The organism is Brevundimonas abyssalis TAR-001, from assembly GCF_000466985.1.
GTDB classification, from domain to species: Bacteria; Pseudomonadota; Alphaproteobacteria; order Caulobacterales; family Caulobacteraceae; genus Brevundimonas; species Brevundimonas abyssalis.
In genome coordinates this window covers 19,338-41,954 of the sequence record NZ_BATC01000008.1, presented here as the reverse complement: position 1 = coordinate 41,954, position 22,617 = coordinate 19,338, and the positions used below count along the sequence as shown (strand labels likewise).

The window sequence follows — 22,617 nt, the reverse complement described above, 5'->3', positions numbered from 1 at the left end:
CAAGTGCAACGAAGGTTGTCCCGTGGCGAGGTCGCCCGGATAGACGTGCGAACTCAGGCGCCGTTCGTAGATGCGCGCTATCTGTTGGGCGAGGAACGCCGAGTGGCCGCCGTCGTCATAAACGCCCGCCGGGCGCAGGAAAACGGCCGGAATCCGGCCTCGCTTCTCGCGGACGAGGGCTTCAGCGAGAATTTTGGACTCCCGGTACGGCAAGGCGGCGCTCAGAGACGCCGCCTCGTCGATGGGACGTCCACGCTCCGTGGCTTGGTGAACTAGCATAGTGCTGGAGAAGACGAACTGCTCGGCGTGAAGGCCTTCAACGCTTCGAGCATGCGCTCCGTGCCTCGGACCGTGACTGCCTCGTAGCGGGGGTCAGGGTCCCCGCTGAGGTCAAAGAAGGCCGCGAGGTGGACCACGGACGCGATCTGCTTGCCGTACCCGGCGCGGACGCGATCGAAGGCGGCCTTGACGCTGGCGTCGTCGGTGAGATCGATGCACACGCATTCCGCCTCGGCCGGCGGATGGGGCGGCATGTCCCGATCGAAGCCGATGACCCTGAAGCGCTTGGCCAGCCGCTCGACCAGAGCCGAGCCGATAAATCCGCTGGAACCGGTGACGATGACCGTCTCGGGGGTTTTGGCAGAGGTCGCCATCAACGCCTGCTGAACAAATATTTGATCAAGCAAGCTATGGCGAGAATCAGGGCGATGACGACCAGTAGTCCTACCAGCCCCATACCGCTCATCATCGAGCCGGCATCCATCATACCGTTCATCATGGTTAAGCCTCCTCGTAGACTAAAGTCCGCAAGTCTGCGTCAAGGTTCCCTCAGATCGATTTGGGCGACCGGCCTATTGCCGAACCTTCGGCCCAACGGGCCGGTCGACGTCACTCGGGTCGAATGGCCGTGATCTCGTTGACGCCGTCGCGGACGGAGACATCGAACGCGATGCGCTCGCCTGTCTCGGCGGATTCCGCTACGGCGGGCGAAGCGGTGAAGCGCATGGTCATCGCCGGCCAGCCGACGCCGGGGATAGGTCCATGATCGACGGTTATCGTGCCGGCGTCCGGGTCAATGGCGGTGACTACGCCGGTCCCGGTCCCGGTCTGCGCGCCGGCGTCAGCCGTCATCGGTATAGTCGCTACGTCAGCTTCTCCCGTCGCTGGCTCTTCGGTCGAGGCCAGCGTCTCCTGCGGTTGGTTGCAAGCCGCCAGGCCGAGCGCCATACCCGTCGCCAGGATCAATGAGTATTTCATGGGAAAATCTCCTCAGGTTGAAAGGGTCTGATCGAGTTTGCGCCGCCGGAGCAGCAGATAGCCCGCCGGGATAACGAGCATGGACAGCAAAGGCGCCGTCACCATGCCGCCGATGACCGGAGCAGCGATGCGGCTCATGATCTCCGATCCGGCCCCGTGACCGATCAGGATCGGGAACAGGCCGGCGAGGATGACCGCCACGGTCATGGCCTTGGGGCGAACGCGCAACAGCGCGCCCTCACGCACGGCCGCTTCCACAGCGGCGCGGTCCGGGTTGTCTCCCCGGGCCTTCAGCGCCTGTTTCAGGTAGATCAGCATGACCACGCCGAACTCGGCCGACAGTCCGGCCAAGGCGATGAAGCCGACCGAGGTCGCCACCGACTGGTGATAGTCCAGCAGGTAGAGCGTCCAGACGCCGCCGGTCAGGGCGAACGGCAAGGTCGCCATGATCAGCGCCGCCTCGTCCAGCCGGCCGAAGGTCAGATAGAGCAGCAGGAAGATGATCGCCAGGGTCGCCGGGACGACGATCTTCAGCCGCTCCGCCGCGCGCTGGAGATATTCGAACTGCCCGGAGTAGGCGATGCTGACGCCCGGGGTCAGCTCCACCTCGTCGGCCACCGCGGCCTGCAGGTCGCCCACCACCGAGGCCAGGTCGCGGCCGCGAACGTCGATATAGACCCAGGTGGTCGGCCGGCCGTTCTCCGACTTCAGCATCGGCGGGCCGTCCGCGACATCCAGCGACGCGACCGAGCCCAGGGTGATCTGCTGTCCCGACGGGGTCAGGATCGGCAAGGCCCGAAGCTCCGCCAGGCTGTCGCGGATTTCGCGCGGATAGCGCACGCTGATCGGGTAACGCGCCACGCCCTCGACGGTCTGGCCGATGGTCTCTCCACCCACCGCCCCGGACACGATGGACTGCACATCGGCGATGTTGAGGCCGTACCGGCCGGCCGCTAGGCGGTCGATGTCGACGTCGATGTAGCGGCCGCCGGTCAGACGCTCGGCGAAGGCGGAGCTGACGCCCGGAACAGCGCCGGCGACGTCGGCGACCTGCTGGGCGATCCGGTCGATCTCGGCGAGATCGGCGCCGGAAACCTTGACGCCGATGGGGCTCTTGATGCCGGTCGCGAGCATGTCGATCCGGTTGCGGATCGGAGGCACCCAGACGTTGGTCAGGCCCGGGACCTGGACGGCGCGATCCAGCTCCTCGACCAGCCGGTCCGGCGTCATGCCGGGACGCCACTCATCGCGTGGCTTGAAGCGGATCGTCGTCTCGAACATCACCAGCGGCGCCGGATCGGTGGCGGTGTCCGCCCGCCCGGCCTTGCCGAACACGCTTTCGACCTCCGGCACGGTCGCGATCATCCGGTCGGTCTGCTGCAGAAGCTCGGACGCCTTGGCGGCCGACAGGCCCGGCAGCGCGGTGGGCATGTACAGCAGATCGCCCTCGTCCATCGGCGGCATGAACTCCCCGCCCAGCTGACTCAAGGGCCAGGCGGCGGTGGCGAAGGCGATCAGGGCCATCAGCAGGGTCGCCCGTGGCCGCCGCAAGACCCAGTCGAGCGGTCTCCGATAGACGAAAACAAGCGCCCGGTTGATCGGGTTGCTGTGCTCGGCCGGGATGCGTCCGCGGATAAGAAATCCCATCAGCACCGGCACGAGGGTGATGGAGAGGATGGCCGCCCCCCCCATGGCGTAGCTCTTGGTGAAGGCCAGGGGCGAAAACAGCCGCCCCTCCTGCGCCTGCAAGGTGAACACCGGCACGAACGACAGGGTGATGATCACCAGGCTGAGGAACAGCGCCGGCCCCACCTCGACGGCGGCCTCGGTGATCACCCGCCAGCGCGCCTCGCCCTTAAGCCGGTCGTCCGGATGATCGTGTTCCCATCGCTCGATGTGCTTGTGGGCGTTCTCGATCATGACCACCGCCGCGTCGACCATGGCGCCGATGGCGATGGCGATGCCGCCCAGCGACATGATGTTGGCGTTGACCCCCTGCAGATGCATCAGGATGAAGGCCGCCAGCACGCCGAGCGGCAGGGTCAGGATCGCGACCAGCGCCGAGCGGGCGTGCCACAGGAACAGTCCGCAGACGATGGCGACGACCACGAACTCCTCGATCAGCTTGGTGCTGAGGTTCTCGATCGCGCGATCGATGAGTTCGGACCGGTCGTAGACCGGAACCACCTCGACCCCGGGCGGCAGGCCCGACTTGAGCGTCTCGAGCCGTTCCTGCACCGCCGCGATGACGGACCGCGCATTGCCGCCGGATCGCAGGATCACAACCCCGCCGACCACCTCGCCCTCGCCGTTCAGCTCGGCGATCCCGCGGCGCATCTCCGGCCCGATCTGGACCGTGGCGACGTCGCCGAGCTGAACCGGAACGCCGCCGGCCGCCGCCCGGATCGGGACGGCGCGAAAGTCGTCCAGGTCGGTCAGGTAGCCGTTGGCGCGGACCATGTATTCGGTTTCCGCCAGCTCGAGCACGGAGCCGCCAGTCTCGGCGTTGCCCTGCCTGATGGCCTCCACCACCGCCTGGTGGGTGACGCCGAAGGCGGCGAGCTTCACCGGGTCGAGCACGACCTGATATTGGCGGACCATGCCGCCGATGGTGGCGACCTCGGCCACGCCGGGCACGGTCTTCAGCTCGTAGCGCAGGAACCAGTCCTGCAGGCTGCGCAACTGGGACAGATCGTGCCGGCCGGTTCGGTCGACCAGGGCGTATTCGTAGATCCAGCCCACCCCCGTCGCGTCCGGGCCCAGCGCCGGCCTCGCCGTCTCGGGCAATCGCGACTGGACCTGGCTGAGGTATTCGAGAACCCGCGACCGGGCCCAGTAGAGATCGGTTCCCTCATCGAACAGGACATAGACGTAGCTGTCGCCGAAGAACGAATAGCCCCTCACCGTGCGGGCGCCGGGCACCGACAGCATGGTCGTGGCCAAGGGATAGGTGACCTGGTTCTCGACGATCTGCGGCGCCTGGCCGGGATAGGCTGTCCGGATGATGACCTGGACGTCCGACAGGTCCGGCAAGGCGTCGACGGGCGTGCTGCGAACGGCCCAAAGCCCGCCCGCCAGCAGGGCGAGCGCGGCCAGCAGGACGAAAATCCGCGCCCGGACCGACGCGCGAATGACGGCGGCGATCATCGGGTTGCTTCCTTGCGGGTCAGGCTGCGCACCGTCGGTTCGCTGTCCGCCGCCTCGAAGGTGAAGTCCACCTGGTCGCCGATCGATACGTCCTGATCGACCGTCTCCGGAATCCGGAAGGTCATGGTCATCGCCGGCCACTGCAACGCCGGCACCGGTCCGTGGGCGAGGGTTATGGTCCCCTCCCCGATCGCCTGGACCCGTCCGCTGGCCCGGTGGATGGCCGGTCCGTCGGCGGCCGCGGCCTGGTCGAGGTTGCGCGCCTCCACGCCCGACAGGCTGGCTTCCGAATCCAGCAGGAACTGCCCGGACGCGACCACCCGCTCGCCTTCATTGAGTCCGGCGAGGATCTGCGTCTGCCCGCCGGCTTCGCGCCCGACCCGGACCTCTGCGGGTTGATAGCGGCCGCCCTCCAGCGCGAGCATGACGAGCGTCCGCCGGCCGGTCCGGATCACCGCCTCGGACGGTACGAGCAGGGTGGTCCCGGACTCGCCGCCGAAGACGATCTGCCCGTACATGCCCGGCCGCAGCCGACCTCCACGATTGGTCATCTCGATGCGGGCCGTCACGGTCCGGCTGTCGCCCGCGATTTCCGGCAACAGGGCGGTCAGCCGCCCCGTCATCCGCTCGCCGGGGAAGGCCGCCAGCGTCACCCCGACGGTGCGCCCGACGCGCAGGCGGCCCGCCATGGCTTCGGGTATCGCTGCGTTGAGCCACACGGTCGAAAGCCCATTGATCTCGGCCAGGGTCATGCCGGCGGGCACGCTCATCCCGGCCCTGACGCCGAGCGTGCGAATGGCGCCGCCGATCGGGCTGGACACCGTCACCGTCGTCCGGGGCCGGCCCGAGCGCTCGACCGCAGCGACCAGGCTTTCGGGCATGCCCAGCAGGATGAGGCGTTGGCGCGCAGCGGCCGTGAGGGCCGCATCTCCCGTGCGCCGGAGCGCGAGATACTCGAGCTGGGCGCCGCCCCACTCAGGCACGAGCAGATCGACCAGCGGCGCGCCGGCCCGGATGACGTCGCCGGGCGCGCGGTCATAGACGCGTTCGACGAAGCCGGCGGCGCGAGCCTGGACGACGGCCACGTCGCGCGCGTTGAAATCGACGACGGCCGTCGCCGCGACATCGCCCTCCAGGGTTCCTGATCGAACCGTGGCGAAGCGGGCGCCGAGCGACTGGACGAGAGCGGGATCGATGCGAACGCCGGCCCCGGTGTCCGAGGCCTCGTCGGCGTATCGGGGGACCAGGTCCATATCCATGTAGGGGGACTTGCCCGGCCGGTCGAACCGCTGGTCCGGGACCATGGGATCGTACCAGTAGAGCACCTCGCGCTCGCCCGACGCGGCTTCGGGCGCCTCCGCGCGATCCGCCCCAGGTCTGGAGAGTCCCCATCCGAGGCCGGCGCCGATGATGATCAGACCGGCGGCGGCCGTCGCCCACCGGAGATGGTTGCGCTCGAGCCGGATCATTGGCCGCTCCCGTAGGTCAGGGTGATCTGGACGGCGAGCCGCGCCACCTCGGCTTCCCGGTCCAGGGCGTCGAGGCGGGCATTGGCCAGGGCGGTAAAGGCGTCGATGACCCCGGACATGTCCGCGGAGCCGGCCGCATAGCCGGCGGTCTCGACATCGGCGCGGGAGCGCAGGTTGGGCAGGACCACGTCCCTCGCCCGGATCCAGCGCGTTCGCGCCGATTCGTACCGGGCCAGATCGCCCTGGAGCTCCGCCGAGAGGGCGCGCTCGAGCGCCTCACGCTCGGCGGCGACGCGTCGCGCATCGGCTGCGCGGGCGGTGATCAGCGGCGCCTGTCGTGTCGATTGAAACAGCGGGAGGCGGACGCTGGCGCCGACGGAGACGAGATCGCCGAACATCGGGTCGCGGCGCGAATAACCCACCTCGAACGACCAGTCGGGCCGCCGGCCCGCGCGGGCCAGATCGACATCCGCCTCGGCGCGCTCGGCGGCGGCGCGGTAGGCCCGCAGGGGCGGCAGGTCCGCAAGGCTGATGCGCCGGGCGGTCGGATCGAGATCGATGTCCGGCGGCGGGCCGTCCGTTGTCGGCGCCGGATCGCCGGTCCAGCGCGAAAGTCCAGCGCGCGCCTCGGCGATGTTCGCGTCCAGGCCGTCGCGCCTGTCCTCAAGATCGGCCTTCAACTCCACAGGTCCGAGGGCCTGGGCCGGGCGGAGCCGGGATGACGCCACCGCGGCGGGCGCCGCCTCCCAGAGCGGCTCGAGCGACGCCAGAAGCTCATCGAGGACGGCCAGCCGGCGCTCGGCGTAGTGCAGATCAATCCAGGCCTGGCCGGCGGCGATGCGCACCTCCCAGAGGGTGGTCGCCGCCCTCGCCCGGGCCACGTCGACATCCGCCCCGGCGACTTCACGTTCGGCGCGCCGGCGCGCCCGGCTTGGAACATCCTGCTGAACGCCGACCTGAAACATGGTCATCGCGCTCTCGTCGAACCGGCCGGCCGAAGGACCCGACACCGGATAGTTGCTCAGGCCGACGCGCAGGCGGGGATCCGGCAGCCGACCGGCGGCGATCGCAGAGGCCCGGGCGGCGTCCACGCCCAGTTCGCTGGCGCGCAGGGACGGCGCGTCCGAGCTGGCCTCCAAGGCCTGTTCGAACGTCAGAGGTTCAGCCTGGACCGAGCCTGCGATGAGCAAGGCGCAGCCGCCGAACGATGCGGCGCGGAGCCAGAGCGGCGCGCCGCGGCGCGCCCGACCGGCAGATGATTTTAACACGACAAGGAACTCCGAAACCCTCGGACCCGTCGCCGTCAGGCTACGGGTTCAGCTGCTCGAATGGTCGGCGTCCAATGGTGCGCCGCCCGCGAAGACAGTGTCAGGGCTGGAGTCTGGGAGGATCTCGAAGCGGACACGGGGTCGTCCCCGTCAGGCGCGTCACCACCCGGTCGTAGGCCGCTGGTACGCCCACCGACGGATGAGACAGTATCGATTCAGGCCTCAGCACCGGCGAAACCGCCGTGCATCCCATCTGGACCATGCACTCCGGCGTCATCTCGTCGCACGGCATGCGTTTCCCGTCTGATGGGTCGGCTTGGTCCATCGCCATTTCCGCGCAGTCCGAGGACATCTCGACCGCGTCGGCAGCGACAGGCAACGGAGCGGCGCGCGCCATCGACTGGTCAAGAAAGCCAACGAACGCCAAGGCGATGATGAATGTGCGGATGACATTCCACATGCGGAAGACCTTCGCACGACCGGTTGACGGGCGCAACTCGGTCCGGCGGCTGAGCAGGCGACGGACGCTCCGTTCGCGGCGGAATAGGCGGGAAAGCCGGGGCCGCGTCAGCGGTCCCGCGCCCGTTATCCGACAAGGCCAGACGCTCGCGCCGCCGTCGGCGGGGCTCGCGGATGAATAGGGAACGCCAGGCGCGGGAACAGCGGCAATCGGTCTGACTTGTTCCGGGAACCGTGAGGAGCTTCCCATGCATATCCAACCGATGATCAACAGCCACCCCGACGTGCGAGGCGACGTCAACGACTCCCTCGTTCGCGCCATCGAGGCCGCCTACGGCTGCGCCGCCGTCTGCCGCATTTGCGCCGACGCCTGCCTGGCCGAGAAGATAGTGGCGGACCTGACCCAGTGCATCCGCCTGAACCTGGACTGCGCCGATGTCTGTCTCGTCACGGGCGGTCTGGCCGCGCGGCGCGCGGGCGGCAATGAGGCCCTCATCAAGCGCATGTTGGAAGCCTGCGCCCAGGCCTGTGCCGACTGCGCCGCCGAATGCGACAAGCACGCCGACAAGCACGAGCACTGCCGCCTCTGCGCCGACGAATGCTGCCGCTGCGAAGAGGCCTGTCGCGAGCCGCCGTCACCATCACCGCGTCCCGACACTGAAACGAGCCTCGCATGCGGCGCCGCCTCTGCGCAAAGGCGTCAACCGACGAAACTCACCCGGCGCCGAGCGCCTCGATGACGGGGCAGCGCGCCTGATCGCCGTCCTCGCAGCCGTCGAGGGCGCGACCCAGCACCGTTCCCAGCCGCTCGAGGTCGGCGATCTTCTCATCCACCAATTCCAGATGGCTCCGCATCAAGTCCCGCACAGCCCCGCAGGCTTCAGTCTCGGCATCGCTAAGCGCCACGAGATCGCGGATCGTGGGAATCCCAAAGCCCAGATCACGCGCCCGCCGGATGAAGCGCAGTTGCTGGGCCTCCTGCTACCCATAACGGCGATGACCGTTGCTGGTCCGTCCAGGCGGAGGTAAAAGCCCGATCCGTTCATAATAGCGGATCGTTTCGAGGTGGACCCCCGCCCGCGCCGACAGTTCGCCGATTTTCATCGCACACATCACTCTTGAACCCGTAGCCGCTACGGGTTGTAGAGCGGGTGACTGGCGCTGAACAGGAGCTGCCGATGACTCCCGATCCTACCGACCGCGACAAGGCCGAAATTGCCGTCGGCGCCTCAGCCGCTATTGCCGGCGCGGCGTCGGTTCTCGCTTGGGCCGCCTGCTGCGTCCTGCCGCTAGCTCTGTCCGTCGTCGGGCTTTCCTTCGCCGGCGCGGCGATGCTCGCGGGCCTGCGCCATACGCTGACCCCGATCGCCCTGCTCATCGTCGCGGTGGGCTGGCTGCTGCACTTTTGGCGCTTGCGGCGCTGCCGAACCGATGCGAGCTGCGACCGGCCATCGCGTCTGTCCTTCTGGGTTCTAGTAGTTGCGACGGCTCTTGTGGCGACGGCCTTCGTCTGGGAACCCCTGATTGAACCATTCCTCATGCTGCGCTTGGCAGCCCTCCGATGAGCACGCCCGTGGTTCTGACCTCGACGCTCGTCTGTCCGCACTGCCGCCACGCCGCGACGGAGACGATGCCGACCGACGCCTGCCTCTGGTTCTACAACTGCCTCGGATGCAGGCGCCAGCTAAGGCCCCTGCCCGGAGACTGCTGCGTCTTCTGCTCCTATGGCGACACCGCCTGTCCGCCGGTTCAGGTGGATGGCAAGGGATGTTGCGGCTAGGCTCAGTCCATGACCGATCACGCCACGCCGAATCTACCCTCGCGGGATTTCGAACTCACGTCGCGGTTCTATGCGGCGTTGGGCTTCGTCGAAGGCTGGCGCGACGAGGGCTGGATGATCCTCAAGCGCGGCGATCTCACGCTTGAGTTCTTTCCCTATGCCGACCTCGACCCGACGACCAGTTCGTTCAGCTGCTGCCTACATCTCGACAACCTCGACGGCTTTTACGCCGTCTGCAAGGCCGCCGGCCTGCCCGGGCAGTGCTGGGGAGCGCCCCGGCTTCACGCGCCCGCCGTCGAAGCATCAGGACTGCGCATTGGTGCCTTGATCGACCTCGACGGGACACTGCTCCGTTTGATCCACAACGCCTAGGATTCACGACGCGCGCTCCACTTGGACGCGAGGCTTGCTGTTCGAGCCGCCATCAGGGAGACTCTGGCGATGAAGAAGAGTCTCGATCATCTGCCGCTGCGCAAGCAGGCGGAATTGCGCCGGGTGGTGGAGGTGGTTCGGGAGTCGTTCGAGGAGGCGATCTCGACGCGCCGGGCCGCGCGGCTGAAGAACGGCAATATCCTCAAGATCATCCTCTACGGATCATACGCGCGCGGCGACTGGGTGCACGATCCGGTCGGCCGCTACTTCTCCGACTTCGACCTGCTGATCGTGGTCGACCACGAAGACCTGACCGACGGCGAGTTCTGGCATGACGCCGAAAACCGGCTGATGCCCTTGGGGCCGGACATCAAGACACCGGTCAGCCTGATCGTTCACAGCCTGGACGACGTGAACGAGCAGTTGGACCGGGGTCGCTACTTCTTCGCCGACATCGTGCGGGAGGGCGTGGTTCTGCACGACACGCCTGGCGCCAAGCTGCACAAGCCAGCGGACCTTAAGGCGCAGGTGGCGCTGGCGGAAGCCGAGCAGCATTTCGAGAAGTGGATCACCAGCGCCACCGGAGCGCAGGCTGGCGCGAAGTTTTATATCGAGATGGGAGACCGCAACTGGGCGGCCTTCCTTCTTCATCAGGCTGCTGAGCACCTTTACCACTGCATCTTGCTGGTGGTGACGCTGTATAGCGGCAAAGCGCACAACCTCGCCTTTCTACGCAAGAAGGGCGAGGCGATCGACGCGCGCCTCACGGCGGCGTGGCCGCGTGAGAGCAAGTTCGAGCGGCGCTGCTTCGAGCTGTTGCGCGAAGCATACGTCAAGGCGCGCTACTCCAAGCACTACAAGATCAGCGACGAGGAACTGGCCTGGTTGACGGAACGGGTAGAGGTGCTGCGTGGGCTGGCGGAGATGGTCTGTGAAGAGCGGCTGGTGCAACTGCGCGACGAGGTCGACGATGACGCTGGGGCTTGATTTGAACCTACAGGGACTCGCCGAAATCCATGACCGGTCATGACGGCGACCGTTGGAACGACGTCTATCGGTCGAAGACGTCCGATCAGGTCAGCTGGTTCGAGGCGACCCCGACCGCCTCGCTTGAGGCGCTGCGCCGCGTGGGCGCCGGTCCGCGCCGGTCACTGATCGATGTCGGCGGAGGCGCGTCGGCCCTGGTGGACCGGCTGCTCGATCTGGGCTGGAGCGACCTGACCGTCCTGGACATCGCAGAGGAAGCCCTGGAGGTCTCGAAAGCGCGCCTGGGCGCGCGAGCGGATCGGGTGGACTGGCGCGTCGCCGACATCGTCACCTGGCGGGCGAAGCGGCGCTACGATCTCTGGCACGACCGAGCAGTCTTTCATTTCCTGATCACGGTCGAGGCGCGAGCGGCCTACCGGCGGGCCTTGGCGGCCGGCCTGGCGCCCGATGGCCATGTGATCATCGCCACCTTCGCGCCGGAAGGGCCCGACCGATGCAGCGGACTGCCGGTCCGCCGCTACGACGTGGCCGGATTGCACCGTGAGTTCGAGGTCGATTTCGATCTCGTGGACCACTGGACGGATTATCACCGGACCCCGGCCGGAGGGTTTCAGGCCTTCACATGGGCCACCCTGCGGAAGCGGCCGTGAGCGCGTCGCTGGATCGCGTCGCCGCCGATCCGCAGCCGCCCCCGCTCGGGTACGCCGCGCTGTTCCTCCGCTTCCTGAAGTTCGGCTTCATGGCCTGGGGCGGACCCGTCGCCCAGATCGCCATGATCCGCCGCGAGCTGGTCGACGAGGAGCGCTGGATATCCAGCCCCCGCTTCAACCGCCTGCTGGCCGTCATGCAGGCCCTGCCGGGCCCAGAGGCGCACGAACTTTGCGTCCATCTCGGCATGCGGGCCAGGGGCCGCATCGGCGGCGTGCTGGCTGGCCTGGGCTTCATGCTGCCGGGCTTCCTGCTGATGATGGGGCTGTCTTGGGCCTATTTCGCCCTCGACATCGACGGGACGGCGCTGGGAGCCGCCTTCCTCGGCATCCAGGCGGCCGTCATCGCGCTCATCGTCCGGGCCGTGCATCGCATCGGCGAACACGTTCTGCGCAATCGCTGGCTCTGGGTCATCGCCGTCGTCTGCGGCTTGGCGGCCTTCGCGGGGACGCCGTTCTGGATCACCCTGCCAGCGGCCGGGCTCGTCTATGCGCTTCTGGCGCTGGGGCGTGGGATCCTGGCCGCGTTGGTCTTCATCGTCGCGGTCGCGCTGGCCTGGGTCGTGACGTCGTCGGGTTCGACAGCGGACCTCGACATTGCGCCGATCGTGACCGGAGCGGTCGATGCCTCGCTCCTGTCCTTGTTCGCGTCCGGCCTGAAGGCCGGACTGCTCACCTTCGGCGGTGCCTATACGGCCATCCCGTTCATCCGCAACGACGCCGTGGGGCGAGGCTGGATGACCGATGGACAGTTCCTCGACGGCTTGGCCCTGTCGGGGGTGCTGCCCGCTCCACTAATCATCTTCGCCACCTTCGTGGGCTATGTCGGCGGCGGGCCGGTCGGCGCGGTGGTGATGACGGCGGGGGTGTTCCTGCCGGCGTTCGGCTTCTCCCTGGTCCTGTATGATCGTCTGGAGGCCGTGCTGGAGGACAAGCGACTGCACGCCTTGCTGGAGGGCATCACCGCCGCCGTGGTGGGCCTGATCGCGGCGACGACCGTCGAACTCGCCCTGGCGACGAGCGAACGGATCTCTCCCCTGGTCATCGGCGTGGGGATTTTCGCGGCGTCGCTGGCGGTGCTCTACGTTTGGACCAGTCGGTTGAACATCGTGGCGGTGATCGTGGCGGCGGGGGGCGCCGGCATCGTTCTTCTCTGAGCCAGGGCGTTGGGCGCGCGCCTATGACGGGCGGGTAAGGTCGCCGCCGACCGTCCGTTTGCCGGCTGACCGAGGAGCGGACGGGCCGGCTCTCCTGGCAGCGGGCTCAGCCGTGCGCGGCCTCTCAATGGCTTGATCTGACCGAAAGCCGGTCGTCTTCCGCAACCGGGCGGGGCGAGTTTCTTCCCCGGCCTGACGGCCTCCTCGCGCAAGCAAGAAACACGCCCCGCCCAGTCCTTCGCGTGCGCTTCGGGGTCTCTCTCGCCTGCGGCGCTCCGACCTGCGGGCCGTCCGTCTCCCGGTCCGTCGATCGCCATCGAGGCCGCGGCAGGCGTGGCCCGACATCAGCAAGGAGAGACGACCATGGCCACCATCGGCACCTTCACCCAGCAAGCGGACGGAACCTACAGCGGTTCGATCAAGACCCTCACCCTCAACGTCAAGTCCGCCAATCTGCGGGCCAACGAGAAGACCGACGAGAAGGCTCCCGACTTCCGCATCTTCTCCGGCCAGACCGAGTTCGGCGCCGCCTGGAAGAAGACGTCCCGCGAGAACCGCGACTACCTCTCGGTCAAGCTCGACGATCCCAGCTTCCCCGCTCCGATCTACGCCTCTCTGGTCGAGATCGACGGCGGGCACAGCCTGATCTGGTCTCGCTGACCGAGTCGCGGCGGCGCTGACCAAGCGCCGTCGCCCCTTCCTTCACATCCCGTCCGAGGAGGCCGCCATGACGCGCCCCAACGAACCCGCTCGCCCCGATCTCTACGCTCGCGTCACAGATCGGATCATCGCCCAGCTTGAAGCCGGGGTCCGGCCGTGGACCCAGCCCTGGACAGCCAGCGAAACCGTCAGCCGGCCGCTCCGCCACGACGGCACGCCCTACAATGGCGTCAACGTCCTGCTTCTCTGGTCGAAAGCCATGACGCGAGGCTATGTCTCCGCCACCTGGATGACCTTCCGACAGGCGCTCGCGCTTGGCGCCCACGTCCGCAAGGGCGAAACCGGATCGACCGTGGTCTACGCCAACACCATCGTCCGCGAGGAAATCTCTGACGTCGGCGAGCCCGAGACGGCCCGCATTCCGTTCCTGAAGGCCTACACAGTTTTCAACACCGAACAGATCGAGGGACTCCCCGAGGCCTTCGCGCCGGTGAAGCCGCCCGTCCAAAACCCCGACGATCGCATCGCCCGCGCCGAAGCCTTCTTCAGCGCGACCGGGGCGGTTGTTCGGCACGGTGGCGGGTGCGCCTTCTATGCGCCTGGGCCTGACATTATCCAGATGCCGGCGTTTGAGACCTTCATCGACGCCGGGAGCTATTACGCCACGCTCGGCCACGAGATGACCCACTGGACACGCCACGCCAGTCGGTTGGACCGCGACTTCGGGCGTCGTCGGCACGGCGATGAAGGCTATGCTCGCGAGGAACTGGTCGCCGAATTGGGCGCAGCATTCCTGTGCGCCGACCTCGAACTCCATCTGGAACCGCGTGACGATCACGCCGCCTATGTCGAGTCCTGGCTCCGGGTGCTGCGCGACGACAAGCGTTTCGTCTTCAGCGCGGCCGCCCACGCCCAACGCGCGGTGACCTTCCTGCACGAACTTCAATCCGGCTGAGACCGTCAATCGTATCGACGCCGCGTGGCGGCGGCGTCGATCTACGAGGTTGGATCGTTCGTCACGTCGCTGAATCTACCCGCAGAAGGCGTATCACCGCCAGCCGTTCATCCGACATCTCCGTGAAGAAGCTGTGTGGTTGACCGGGATAGACGGTGAAGATGGTCGCGTCCGCGGCGTCGTGGGGCGACAGAAAATACACGCAGTCGAACCTGAGGGGTGTGTTCTCCAACCGCCGCCGCACAAGTGCCTGGAACGCTGAGAGCACGATCTGGATGAAAGCATGGCGGGGTCCATCCATCGCCCGTCGTCCGGCTGGGGCGCCCTTCAGGGCGGTGGGCGAGCGGTCGCGAAGCGGACGCCGAGGGGAGGACGGGGCAGCCCCGCAGGCCTACGGGGCGAGGGAGGTGACTGTCTAGGGCAGGATAGGCTTTGCGCCGGCAATGTCTGACAAAGCCCTCGACCGATGGACCGCCTCACCCTTCGCCTCTCGCCCGATCTGGCCCGTCGTTTCGACGCCGCCGCAGCCGGTCACGGGGGCCGGTCGCGCTTCCTGCGCAGCCTCATGGAGGGCGTCGCGCAGGCACATCTTCCCGTGCCCGAGAACCCTCCGACGGGCGGCAAGTCGAGCAAGCTGACCCTCCGCCTCGGCGAGCTGGATGTGGCCCTGCTCGAGACCGAGGCGGCGAGCGCGGGCCTGTCCCGCACCCAATGGTCTGTCGCCCTGATCCGCGGACGCCTTCACAACCGGCCCCAGTTCACCCGGCCGGAGGCCCTGGCGTTCATCGAGGTCCAGCGCGAACTCCGGCGGATCGGCGTCAACGTCAACCAAATCGCCCGCGCCCTGAACACGGCGGTGATGGAAGGGACGGTGCTCGACCTGGAGACGGCCCAGCTGGCGGCCTTCAGCGACGAAGTCCGGGCGCACATCGCGGGTCTGCATGATGCCTTCAACGGGAACTTGGCCTACTGGTCCGCGGAGCTATGACCGACTTCCGGACACCCTTCGGCTTCGAGGAGGTCCTTCGGCCGCCCATCGACATTCGACGCGCGCGGATCACTCCGACCGTGCTTCGCGGACCAACCGCCGCGGCAGGGTCGGGAACGCGCGCGCAACTGGCGCGGGTCGTGCGCCGGGCGCCGGAGGTGATGGTCAAGATCACGGGTCGGACGCGCGATGGAGGCCATCTTCTGCGCCACCTCGACTACATCTCGCGCAACGGCAAGCTCGTTCTGGAGGGGCCGGACGGCGAGCGGCTGGAGGGTCGATCTGCGGTTAAGTCACTGGCGGAAGACTGGACGGCCGAACTTTCGGTCGACCCAAGGCATCGACGGAATTCGCCGGTGTCGCTGTCGATCGTGCTCAGTATGCCGGCGGGGACCGACTCGTTTCGGGTCCACGACGCCGCGCGCGCCTTCGCCGACCAAACCTTCGGCGACCGCCATCCCTATGTGTTCGCGCTCCACACAGACGACCGTCACCCTCATGTGCATATGACTGTGCGGGCGCTCGGGCGGGATGGAGAACGGCTGAACCCGCGCAAGGCCGATCTGCAGGTTTGGCGGGACAGGTTCGCAGCCGCGATGCGGGCGAGGGGCGTCGAAGCCGAGGCGACCCCGCGTCGCGCGCGAGGCGTAGTCAAGAAGGCTGAGCGCATCCCCGTACGCAAGCTGCGGGAACGGTTCGTCGCGGGGACGGGTGAGATCCCTGCGGTGCTGGCCAGCGCCTATCGCGACGCCGCCAGACCGGACGGTCGTGACGCCGGCTGGCTCGGACCGATCCGGGACCGGCAGCTGACCATAAGGCGAGCGTTCGTCGCGGAGGCGCTGAGGCTCGCCCGGTCCGGTCAGGTGGAAGACCAGGCGATGGGCCGCAGGATCGAGCAGTTCGTGCCCGACATGCCGCCCGTCCTAACTCGAGGACAACAGATCGAGCGTCAACTCGATCAGGCGTGGCTTGGGAAGGATTTCACCCATCCTCCGGCGGCGCCGCCACCCGACCGATCGGCGCGCCGTCGCCGCTGATTGGCGGCAGCCGAAAGCGTCAGGACGAAGCCTGTGTTTCGGTGAGCCGTTTGTCGTCATTTTCATTGCAGAATCACGAGCGCTTTTGAGGCGGAAAAATCAGTAAGGAACAGCGAAGCGCGACATGCCTGCCGCCGTGCTTAATCGTCTTCGGGTTGAGCGTGACCGACAGGTCCACGCCGAGCGGTTCTTCCTGGGCCGTTCGATTAACCGCTGCGACGAGCCGCGCTAGACCCCCTTGGGGTCCGTCAGCTCCAATACAAGGGCCAGCAACATCGGATCGTCCGGCGCTGAATAGACCTGAGTCGGAATCCGGCTCTGGGTCAGTCTCATGGCGATTTCTACTCAGCTCCCCCACGGAGCGCCGCCTTCCTTTCAGATAGAGCGCGAAATAATTAATTCGTCGAGGAAGTCGAACGAGCGGAGTGAGGGAACTAGTCGCTCGCCACGTAATCAATTTAGGAAGCGGAGGACTGTCGATGGTTGGTGCGCAGCGTCTTGCTTCGCTCGATGTGATGCGCGGTTTCGCCGTCGTAGGCATGATTATCGTGAATTGGGCGGCTACGGTCGCAAACCATCATGTCAGCGTCGTGCCTTGGCCCCTTCTCCATGCAGAATGGACGGGTTTAACCCCTGCTGATCTCGTATTCCCAGCGTTCGTTGTACTGATGGGGGTCTCGCTGGGGCTCAATTATGACGCCTCTGTAAAGCAACCGTTTCGACGAGTCCTGGTCCGATCAAGCCGCCTCTTTGCCGTAGGCCTTGTGCTTTCCAATCTCTATTGGTTGAGGGATCCGGACCCAGACACATTCCGTATACTCGGCGTTTTACAACGGCTCGCCCTTGTTTATTTGGCGACCGCCCTTCTCATTCGCCATAGTTCCAGCCGTTTCCAGATAGTCATGATTGCAACTCTTCTTGTCGGGTACTGGGCGGCTCTCCTCGCGCCGCTACCCTCCGGTGTCCCTAGAGATATAACGGTGCCGGGCGCAAACTTCGTCTCGTGGTTTGATCGCGTGACGCTCAGCGGCCACATCTACGTACCGGGCCCTTCGGGTTACGATCCGGAAGGGGTTCTCAGTACGTTTCCTGCGGTGGCCCTGTGTATGATCGGTGTGATGGCGGGTCTATGGTTGTGCAAGCGCACTCCGTCCGCTGGTATATCCTTTCGCTTAGCGATTAGCGGTGCTCTGTTTTTGGCGGTGGGCGTTGTCTGGTCAGGGGCGCTCCCGATCGTAAAGAACCTCTGGACTAGCAGCTATGCGATGGTCAGTGCTGGCCTCACTCTTTTGATACTGGCATCTGCATACTGGTTAGTCGACGTCCTTGGCCGACGGCCCATCGGCACCGAATTCTTCCGGTCGTTCGGGCTCAATGCGATCGCGGCTTACGTTCTGCATGCGCTGATTTTGACGGCGCTTTCCGCTGGACGCTTATATGTAGGCCGGGCTTTCGACGGGTTAGTAGGAGGGGCGACCCTAGCGTCGTTATTTTCACTCGCTGTCGTGCTAGGCGTCACTTGGTTTATAGTAGCTTGGCTGCGACAGCATCAGGTATTTTTGCGGATATGAGTGCCGCTAGATTGCTTGCGGCCAATTCTGTCGGGCCGAATTCAAGGAGTTCGTCTTTCTGCTGATGAATTGGCGGCCTTGACCTACAGAAAGGCGGCGTGTCCGTAGCTATCCTAGCCTAGCTGCCTGACGTTGCGGGCCGAATAAGCTTGATGACAAAGTCCCTGCGAGGAGTGGTGACAAGTGGGGGCATTCGTGGACTTGAACCACGGACCTGCGGCTTAAGAGGCCGCAGGTCTGCGCGTCAGCGTCTGAGCTATTAGATCAGGAGTCGCCGACGGCTCCGACAAGGCGGTCGGGCCGACACCATCATTTGGGCTGAAAGAACCAGCAGCAGGATAGATGCTGATTAGTCGGGCGCAACTCCTTCAGACCTATGGCTCTCGAACCTGCGTCGTATCCAAGTTCGACCGGGTTTCTCTACGAGCAAATGCAAGGCGGCTGCGATCAGCGCCGTGGCGACAAACAACCCCGTCAGTTCGACCGGTGTGATCCGGAAAGCGCTGTCGATGCCTCGGAGTTCGGCAACGACACCCTTGAATGCGACGATGACGGGCATATGCACGAGATAGAGGGCGAAGGACGCCTCGCCGGCGAAGACTAGGGCCGGGGCGGCAAGGGGGCCTTCGCAGTCCGCGCGGGCGAGCAGCGACCATGTCAGGATCACGGGGGCCGCGAGGGCGACGATGATGCGGTCGTCCAGCGACAGCTGCATCGCACCGAGCAGGAGCACTGTGGTGAACAGGGCGGCGGCGGCGGCGACGGGCCGGCTCCAGCGCCAGCGATGGCCCAGCGCATAAAGCGCCATGCCGATCAAGAATTCCGGGACGATCCGCAGGATGCCGAGCGAATCCTCGGCCCGGGGCAGGACCTTGCCGAACGCCTGGACATACAGGGCGTCGATCGCAATGAAAGCCACCGCTCCGATCCCGAGCAACGCCCAGGGGCGCGCTCGGAACCGCAGGGCCAGCCATGCAAAGGCGGGGAACAGCAGATAGGCAAACCATTCCGCCGAAAGCGACCAACTGGGTCCGCTCCAGTTGATGACGGCGTCCGTCGGGAACCAGGACTGGACGAGGAACAGGGTCTGGAAGAAGGCGAGCGGAGGGTAGCTGTCGGCGTCGAACTGCACCCCGGCCGCCATGGCGCCCAACACCATGATCAGCACCCCTGTCAGTACGGTCAGATGCAGGGGGTAGAGCCGCGCCAGCCGGGCCACGATGAAGCGCCTGTAATTGAAGGTCCCGGCAGCGAAGGCCGGCCCGTAGACGTGGGTCAGGATGAAGCCCGACAGCATGAAGAAAGCGTCCACCGCCAGGCGGCTTCGCTCAATAATCGGACTGAAGCCCAAGGCTGGGTCCCACTGGAGCTGATAGTGGAATAGCACCACCCCCACCGCCAAGAAGGCCCGCAAACTGGTCAGGGCCCTCAGTTCGGCGGGGTAGCCGTCGCGGGTCGGCGGTACAGACGTCATGAGCGATGGCCCCCAAGGCGGGCGGGGATAAAACGTCCGCCTAATTGGGTTACGCATCGGATGCAGACAGCCCTCATACCGGACCCCGGCGTCGGAGGATATCTCAGCACGTCGCCGAACCGCTCCGACGGGACCTGTCGCGTTAGCGGGCGCGAGCGAGAAGGTAGATCAGTTCGGTGGCTTTGGCTTTGCGGTCGGCGAGATCGTCGCCGGTCATCGCCCCCATGACGCAGTGGTCGAGGTGGTCCTTCAAGACCTCGTTCTCGACGCGCAGGAGGGCGGCCCGCACCGCCTGGAGCTGGGTCAGGACCTCGACGCAGTACCGATCTTCTTCGACCATCCGACCGATGCCGCGCACCTGTCCTTCGATTCGGTTCAAGCGGTTTAACACCTTGGGCTTAGCTTCGGTCTGCATCCAATTCCTCGATCGAGTGGTTGGACCGTATCCCAGGTCGGCGCCTTGCGATATACCCCCGTAGGGTATATTTGAAGCGCGGCCTTCCAAGGAGCCCGCAATGTCCATGCCCTCCCATTCGCCGCCAGCCGGTCACAGCTGCTGCTCGACCAAATCGGCGGACAGGGACTCAAAGACGGTCGATCCGGTCTGCGGCATGACCGTCGATCCGGCGACCACGGCGCATCGAACCGCCCACGAGAGACAAGATCACTTCTTCTGTTCGGCGGGCTGCCGGACCAAATTCATCGCCGATCCGGACCGGTATCTCAGCGAGGCCCCGGGACCGGCGTCCGTCACCCCCGGCGCGATCTACACCTGTCCCATGCATCCGGAAGTGCGCCAGGAAGGCCCTGGCTCCTGCCCGATCTGCGGCATGGCGCTGGAGCCGGAGACAGTCTCCGCCGAGGCGCCGGTCAATCACGAACTGATCGACTTCACCCGCCGCCTCTGGGTCGGCGCGGTGTTGACCCTGCCGGTCTTCGCGCTCGAAATGGGCGGCCATCTGACGGGACTGGCCATGCGGATTCCGGGCCAGACCTCCAACTGGATTCAGTTCGCCCTGGCGACGCCCGTTGTGCTGTGGGCCGGCTGGCCCTTTTTCCAGCGTGGTTGGGCTTCGATCCGCAACCGCAGCCTCAATATGTTCACCCTGATCGCCATCGGCGTCGGAGCGGCGTGGATCTACAGCGTGGTCGCGGTGATGGCGCCAAGTCTGTTCCCGGACGCTATCCGGCGGATGGACGGAAGCGCGCCGGTCTATTTCGAGGCTGCGGCCATCATCACAGTGCTGGTTCTAGTGGGCCAGATCTTGGAACTGCGTGCGCGCGAACAGACATCCGGCGCCATCCGGGCGCTGCTGGATCTGGCACCCAAGACCGCGCGGCGGGTTCGTGACGACGGCGGCGACGAAGACGTCACGCTCGACTTGGTCGTCGTGGGAGATCGGCTGCGCGTCCGTCCCGGCGAGAAGGTGGCGGTCGACGGCGAAATCCTGGACGGTCGCGTGACCATCGACGAGTCCCTGGTCACGGGCGAATCCATGCCGGTGACCAAGACCGTCGGCGACAAGGTCGTTGCCGGGTCGCTCAACAAGACCGGCTCCTTCGTCATGCGGGCGGATAAGGTTGGCGCCGACACCCTGTTGGCCCAGATCGTCCAGATGGTCGCCCAGGCGCAACGAAGCCGAGCGCCTATCCAACGTCTGGCTGACAAGGTTTCGGGCTGGTTCGTGCCGGCGGTGATCGTTATCGCGGTTCTCGCCGCAATCGTCTGGGGCCTGGTCGGTCCCGAACCGCGACTGTCATACGCGCTGGTCGCTGCGGTGTCGGTCCTGATCATCGCCTGTCCGTGTGCGCTGGGTCTGGCCACACCCATCTCAATCATGGTCGGGGTAGGACGCGGCGCCCACGCGGGGGTTCTGATCAAGAGCGCCGAGGCGTTGGAGCGCTTTGAGAAGGTGGACACCCTGGTGCTCGACAAGACCGGCACCCTGACCGAGGGACGCCCGTCGGTGACGACTATCCGCCCAGCCGCCGGTTTCGACGAGGTTGAGCTTCTAAGGCTCTCCGCCAGTTTGGAACGCAGCAGTGAACATCCGCTGGCCGATGCGGTCGTACGCGCAGCGACCGACCGAAATCTGGTGCTGTCGGAGGCGTCGGAGTTCGACAGCCCGGTCGGGCGCGGCGTCACCGGGGTGGTCGACGGTCGCCGCGTGGTGCTCGGTAACGGCCGCTACCTCAAGGAGATCGGCGTCGACGTCGCAACGCTTGAGGCCGAGGCTGAGGCGCTTCGCCAGGACGGCGCCACCGCCATCTTCGTGGCCGTGGACGGAGCTGCGGCCGGCGTCCTGGGCATCGCCGATCCAGTCAAGGCGACGACCGCCGGGGCTATCCGCGACCTGAAGGCGGCGGGCCTGCGTCTGGTGATGATGACCGGCGACAACCGAACCACGGCAGAGGCGGTGGCGCGCCAGCTAGGCATCGACGACGTCCAGGCCGAGGTCCTGCCGCAGGACAAGGCGGCAGTCGTCGAGCGGCTGCGCGCCGAGGGCCGGATCGTCGCCATGGCCGGGGACGGGGTCAACGACGCTCCAGCGCTGGCCGCCGCAGATGTCGGTGTGGCGATGGGCGCAGGTTCGGACGTGGCGATCGAAAGCGCCGGCGTCACCCTGCTAGGCGGCGACCTTCAGGGCATTGTCCGAGCCAGGAAGCTGTCGAAGGCGGTGATGAGCAACATCCGCCAGAATCTGGTCTTCGCTTTCGGCTACAACGCCCTTGGCATCCCGGTCGCGGCGGGGCTGTTGTACCCGATCTTCGGCCTTCTGCTGTCACCGGCCCTGGCGGCGTTGGCGATGGCCTTATCCTCGGTCAGCGTCATCGCCAATGCGCTTCGGCTTCGTGCGGTCCGGCTTTGAAGGGGGCGGCGTCGGGATGCGATCAGGGAACATGATGAATGGCGCTTGGGTCAATACGCATCCCGGCGGAAGATCCTTCGCCTGATCTGGCGACGCTCCGGTATATTTAATCAAGGCGGAACCGTGGCGGCTGGCCCGGATTAGGTTGTCATCCATGTCCGGCGTGTTGCCGGGGCAGGTCAAGTCCGCCCCGCCGCAGCGGATGCCGGACGCCCCTCATTGTTTGGCCGCCCCGCGAATCGCCGGCGACCGCATCGAAGCCGGAGATTCCAATGATCAACCCAACCATCACGCGCTTGACCCTCCTTGCAGCCGGCTCTTCAGCTCTCGTTCTTGCAGCCTGCAGTCCTGCGGCAGAGGCGCCGTCGGCGCCGGAGGCGGACGCCTCCTCGGAACCCATGGCGATGGCGCAGACGCCGTTCTCCGCCGCCGAGACCGAAATGCACGAGGCCATGAGGG

24 protein-coding genes and 1 pseudogene are annotated in these 22,617 nt (G+C 66.4%); 13 read left to right on the top strand and 12 right to left on the bottom strand.

Translation table 11 applies throughout. The annotated features are described in order from the left end of the window. Positions 1 to 12: 12 nt before the first annotated feature. From MBEBAB_RS18770 to MBEBAB_RS03810, 7 genes and pseudogenes are all read right to left on the bottom strand, one after another. A pseudogene (locus tag MBEBAB_RS18770) lies at positions 13 to 653 on the bottom strand (NAD-dependent epimerase/dehydratase family protein); the annotation flags it as partial. Then, on the bottom strand, positions 653 to 778 hold the full coding sequence (locus MBEBAB_RS17920; protein WP_255552803.1) for a hypothetical protein: 126 nt from the start codon (positions 776 to 778) through the stop codon (positions 653 to 655). The gene MBEBAB_RS17920 and the pseudogene MBEBAB_RS18770, both read right to left, overlap by 1 nt. A 110-nt stretch (positions 779 to 888) precedes the next feature. Then, the gene (locus MBEBAB_RS03830) at positions 889 to 1,257 is read right to left on the bottom strand and encodes a copper-binding protein (protein ID WP_045318790.1); all 369 of its coding nucleotides are present in this window, start codon (positions 1,255 to 1,257) and stop codon (positions 889 to 891) included. Positions 1,258 to 1,269: 12 nt separating this feature from the next. Then, complete coding sequence (locus MBEBAB_RS03825) at positions 1,270 to 4,404, bottom strand: efflux RND transporter permease subunit (RefSeq protein WP_021696615.1); 3,135 nt, start codon at positions 4,402 to 4,404, stop codon at positions 1,270 to 1,272. Continuing rightward, complete coding sequence (locus MBEBAB_RS03820; protein ID WP_021696614.1) at positions 4,401 to 5,873, bottom strand: efflux RND transporter periplasmic adaptor subunit; 1,473 nt, start codon at positions 5,871 to 5,873, stop codon at positions 4,401 to 4,403. The genes MBEBAB_RS03825 and MBEBAB_RS03820 overlap by 4 nt, the downstream gene beginning before the upstream one ends. Beyond that, entirely contained in the window at positions 5,870 to 7,063 is a 1,194-nt protein-coding gene (locus MBEBAB_RS03815) for a TolC family protein (protein WP_021696613.1), read from the bottom strand. Before MBEBAB_RS03815 ends, MBEBAB_RS03820 begins: the two co-directional genes overlap by 4 nt. A gap of 178 nt (positions 7,064 to 7,241) precedes the next feature. Continuing rightward, positions 7,242 to 7,601 carry a hypothetical protein gene (locus MBEBAB_RS03810; protein ID WP_052516731.1) on the bottom strand — a complete coding sequence of 120 codons (360 nt, stop codon included), beginning with the start codon at positions 7,599 to 7,601 and terminating at the stop codon, positions 7,242 to 7,244. Positions 7,602 to 7,848: 247 nt separating this feature from the next. Between MBEBAB_RS03810 and MBEBAB_RS03805 the strand changes: the two genes are divergently transcribed. Continuing rightward, complete coding sequence (locus MBEBAB_RS03805; protein ID WP_021696612.1) at positions 7,849 to 8,340, top strand: four-helix bundle copper-binding protein; 492 nt, start codon at positions 7,849 to 7,851, stop codon at positions 8,338 to 8,340. Here the strand turns inward: MBEBAB_RS03805 and MBEBAB_RS16800 are convergent. Then, positions 8,315 to 8,566 (bottom strand): MerR family DNA-binding protein, encoded by a 252-nt coding sequence (locus tag MBEBAB_RS16800; protein WP_196839276.1) that lies wholly within the window; start codon positions 8,564 to 8,566, stop codon positions 8,315 to 8,317. The two genes, MBEBAB_RS03805 and MBEBAB_RS16800, sit on opposite strands and share 26 nt — an antisense overlap. A gap of 15 nt (positions 8,567 to 8,581) precedes the next feature. Beyond that, positions 8,582 to 8,704 (bottom strand): MerR family DNA-binding transcriptional regulator, encoded by a 123-nt coding sequence (locus MBEBAB_RS16795; RefSeq protein WP_196839249.1) that lies wholly within the window; start codon positions 8,702 to 8,704, stop codon positions 8,582 to 8,584. Between the two features lie 74 nt (positions 8,705 to 8,778). Here MBEBAB_RS16795 and MBEBAB_RS03795 point away from each other — a divergent pair, with 74 nt between their 5' ends. The 8 genes from MBEBAB_RS03795 to MBEBAB_RS03765 all read left to right on the top strand — a co-directional run bounded on the left by MBEBAB_RS03795 (position 8,779) and on the right by MBEBAB_RS03765 (position 14,218). Beyond that, a complete protein-coding gene (locus MBEBAB_RS03795) occupies positions 8,779 to 9,165 on the top strand; it encodes a hypothetical protein (RefSeq protein ID WP_045318810.1) in 387 nt (128 codons plus the stop codon). Further along, complete coding sequence (locus MBEBAB_RS17915; protein ID WP_081703406.1) at positions 9,162 to 9,380, top strand: GDCCVxC domain-containing (seleno)protein; 219 nt, start codon at positions 9,162 to 9,164, stop codon at positions 9,378 to 9,380. The genes MBEBAB_RS03795 and MBEBAB_RS17915 overlap by 4 nt, the downstream gene beginning before the upstream one ends. A gap of 9 nt (positions 9,381 to 9,389) precedes the next feature. Continuing rightward, the gene (locus MBEBAB_RS03790; RefSeq protein WP_021696610.1) at positions 9,390 to 9,752 is read left to right on the top strand and encodes a bleomycin resistance protein; all 363 of its coding nucleotides are present in this window, start codon (positions 9,390 to 9,392) and stop codon (positions 9,750 to 9,752) included. Positions 9,753 to 9,821: 69 nt separating this feature from the next. Beyond that, complete coding sequence (locus MBEBAB_RS03785) at positions 9,822 to 10,739, top strand: HEPN domain-containing protein (protein WP_021696609.1); 918 nt, start codon at positions 9,822 to 9,824, stop codon at positions 10,737 to 10,739. A 29-nt stretch (positions 10,740 to 10,768) separates the two neighbouring features. Beyond that, positions 10,769 to 11,389 carry a class I SAM-dependent methyltransferase gene (locus MBEBAB_RS03780; RefSeq protein WP_021696608.1) on the top strand — a complete coding sequence of 207 codons (621 nt, stop codon included), beginning with the start codon at positions 10,769 to 10,771 and terminating at the stop codon, positions 11,387 to 11,389. Then, entirely contained in the window at positions 11,386 to 12,603 is a 1,218-nt protein-coding gene (chrA, locus tag MBEBAB_RS03775; RefSeq protein ID WP_021696607.1) for a chromate efflux transporter, read from the top strand. The genes MBEBAB_RS03780 and chrA overlap by 4 nt, the downstream gene beginning before the upstream one ends. Before the next feature lie 363 nt (positions 12,604 to 12,966). Continuing rightward, positions 12,967 to 13,263, top strand: a complete 297-nt coding sequence (locus tag MBEBAB_RS03770; protein ID WP_021696606.1) for a DUF736 domain-containing protein — start codon at positions 12,967 to 12,969, stop codon at positions 13,261 to 13,263. 67 nt (positions 13,264 to 13,330) lie between these two features. Further along, entirely contained in the window at positions 13,331 to 14,218 is an 888-nt protein-coding gene (locus MBEBAB_RS03765) for an ArdC family protein (RefSeq protein ID WP_021696605.1), read from the top strand. A gap of 61 nt (positions 14,219 to 14,279) precedes the next feature. On the opposite strand, the gene MBEBAB_RS03760 is transcribed toward MBEBAB_RS03765, so the two are convergent. Continuing rightward, complete coding sequence (locus MBEBAB_RS03760; protein WP_045318789.1) at positions 14,280 to 14,519, bottom strand: hypothetical protein; 240 nt, start codon at positions 14,517 to 14,519, stop codon at positions 14,280 to 14,282. A gap of 165 nt (positions 14,520 to 14,684) precedes the next feature. On the opposite strand from MBEBAB_RS03760, the gene MBEBAB_RS03755 reads away from it, so the two are divergent. The 3 genes from MBEBAB_RS03755 (at position 14,685) to MBEBAB_RS15560 (ending at position 17,814) form a co-directional block, all read left to right on the top strand. Continuing rightward, entirely contained in the window at positions 14,685 to 15,206 is a 522-nt protein-coding gene (locus MBEBAB_RS03755) for a MobC family plasmid mobilization relaxosome protein (protein WP_021696603.1), read from the top strand. Then, complete coding sequence (locus tag MBEBAB_RS03750) at positions 15,203 to 16,243, top strand: relaxase/mobilization nuclease domain-containing protein (protein ID WP_021696602.1); 1,041 nt, start codon at positions 15,203 to 15,205, stop codon at positions 16,241 to 16,243. The genes MBEBAB_RS03755 and MBEBAB_RS03750 overlap by 4 nt, the downstream gene beginning before the upstream one ends. 479 nt (positions 16,244 to 16,722) lie before the next feature. Continuing rightward, entirely contained in the window at positions 16,723 to 17,814 is a 1,092-nt protein-coding gene (locus MBEBAB_RS15560) for an acyltransferase family protein (protein WP_081703404.1), read from the top strand. Positions 17,815 to 18,163: 349 nt separating this feature from the next. Here MBEBAB_RS15560 and MBEBAB_RS03745 read toward each other — a convergent pair whose 3' ends face one another. Beyond that, positions 18,164 to 19,288, bottom strand: coding sequence for an acyltransferase family protein (locus MBEBAB_RS03745; protein ID WP_021696601.1), 1,125 nt, complete (start codon positions 19,286 to 19,288; stop codon positions 18,164 to 18,166). Between the two features lie 142 nt (positions 19,289 to 19,430). Further along, a complete protein-coding gene (locus MBEBAB_RS03740) occupies positions 19,431 to 19,703 on the bottom strand; it encodes a metal-sensitive transcriptional regulator (RefSeq protein ID WP_045318788.1) in 273 nt (90 codons plus the stop codon). 100 nt (positions 19,704 to 19,803) lie between these two features. Between MBEBAB_RS03740 and MBEBAB_RS03735 the strand changes: the two genes are divergently transcribed. Continuing rightward, positions 19,804 to 22,158: a heavy metal translocating P-type ATPase gene (locus MBEBAB_RS03735; RefSeq protein ID WP_021696599.1), complete on the top strand. Its 2,355-nt coding sequence runs from the start codon at positions 19,804 to 19,806 to the stop codon at positions 22,156 to 22,158. Positions 22,159 to 22,617 lie beyond the last annotated feature (459 nt).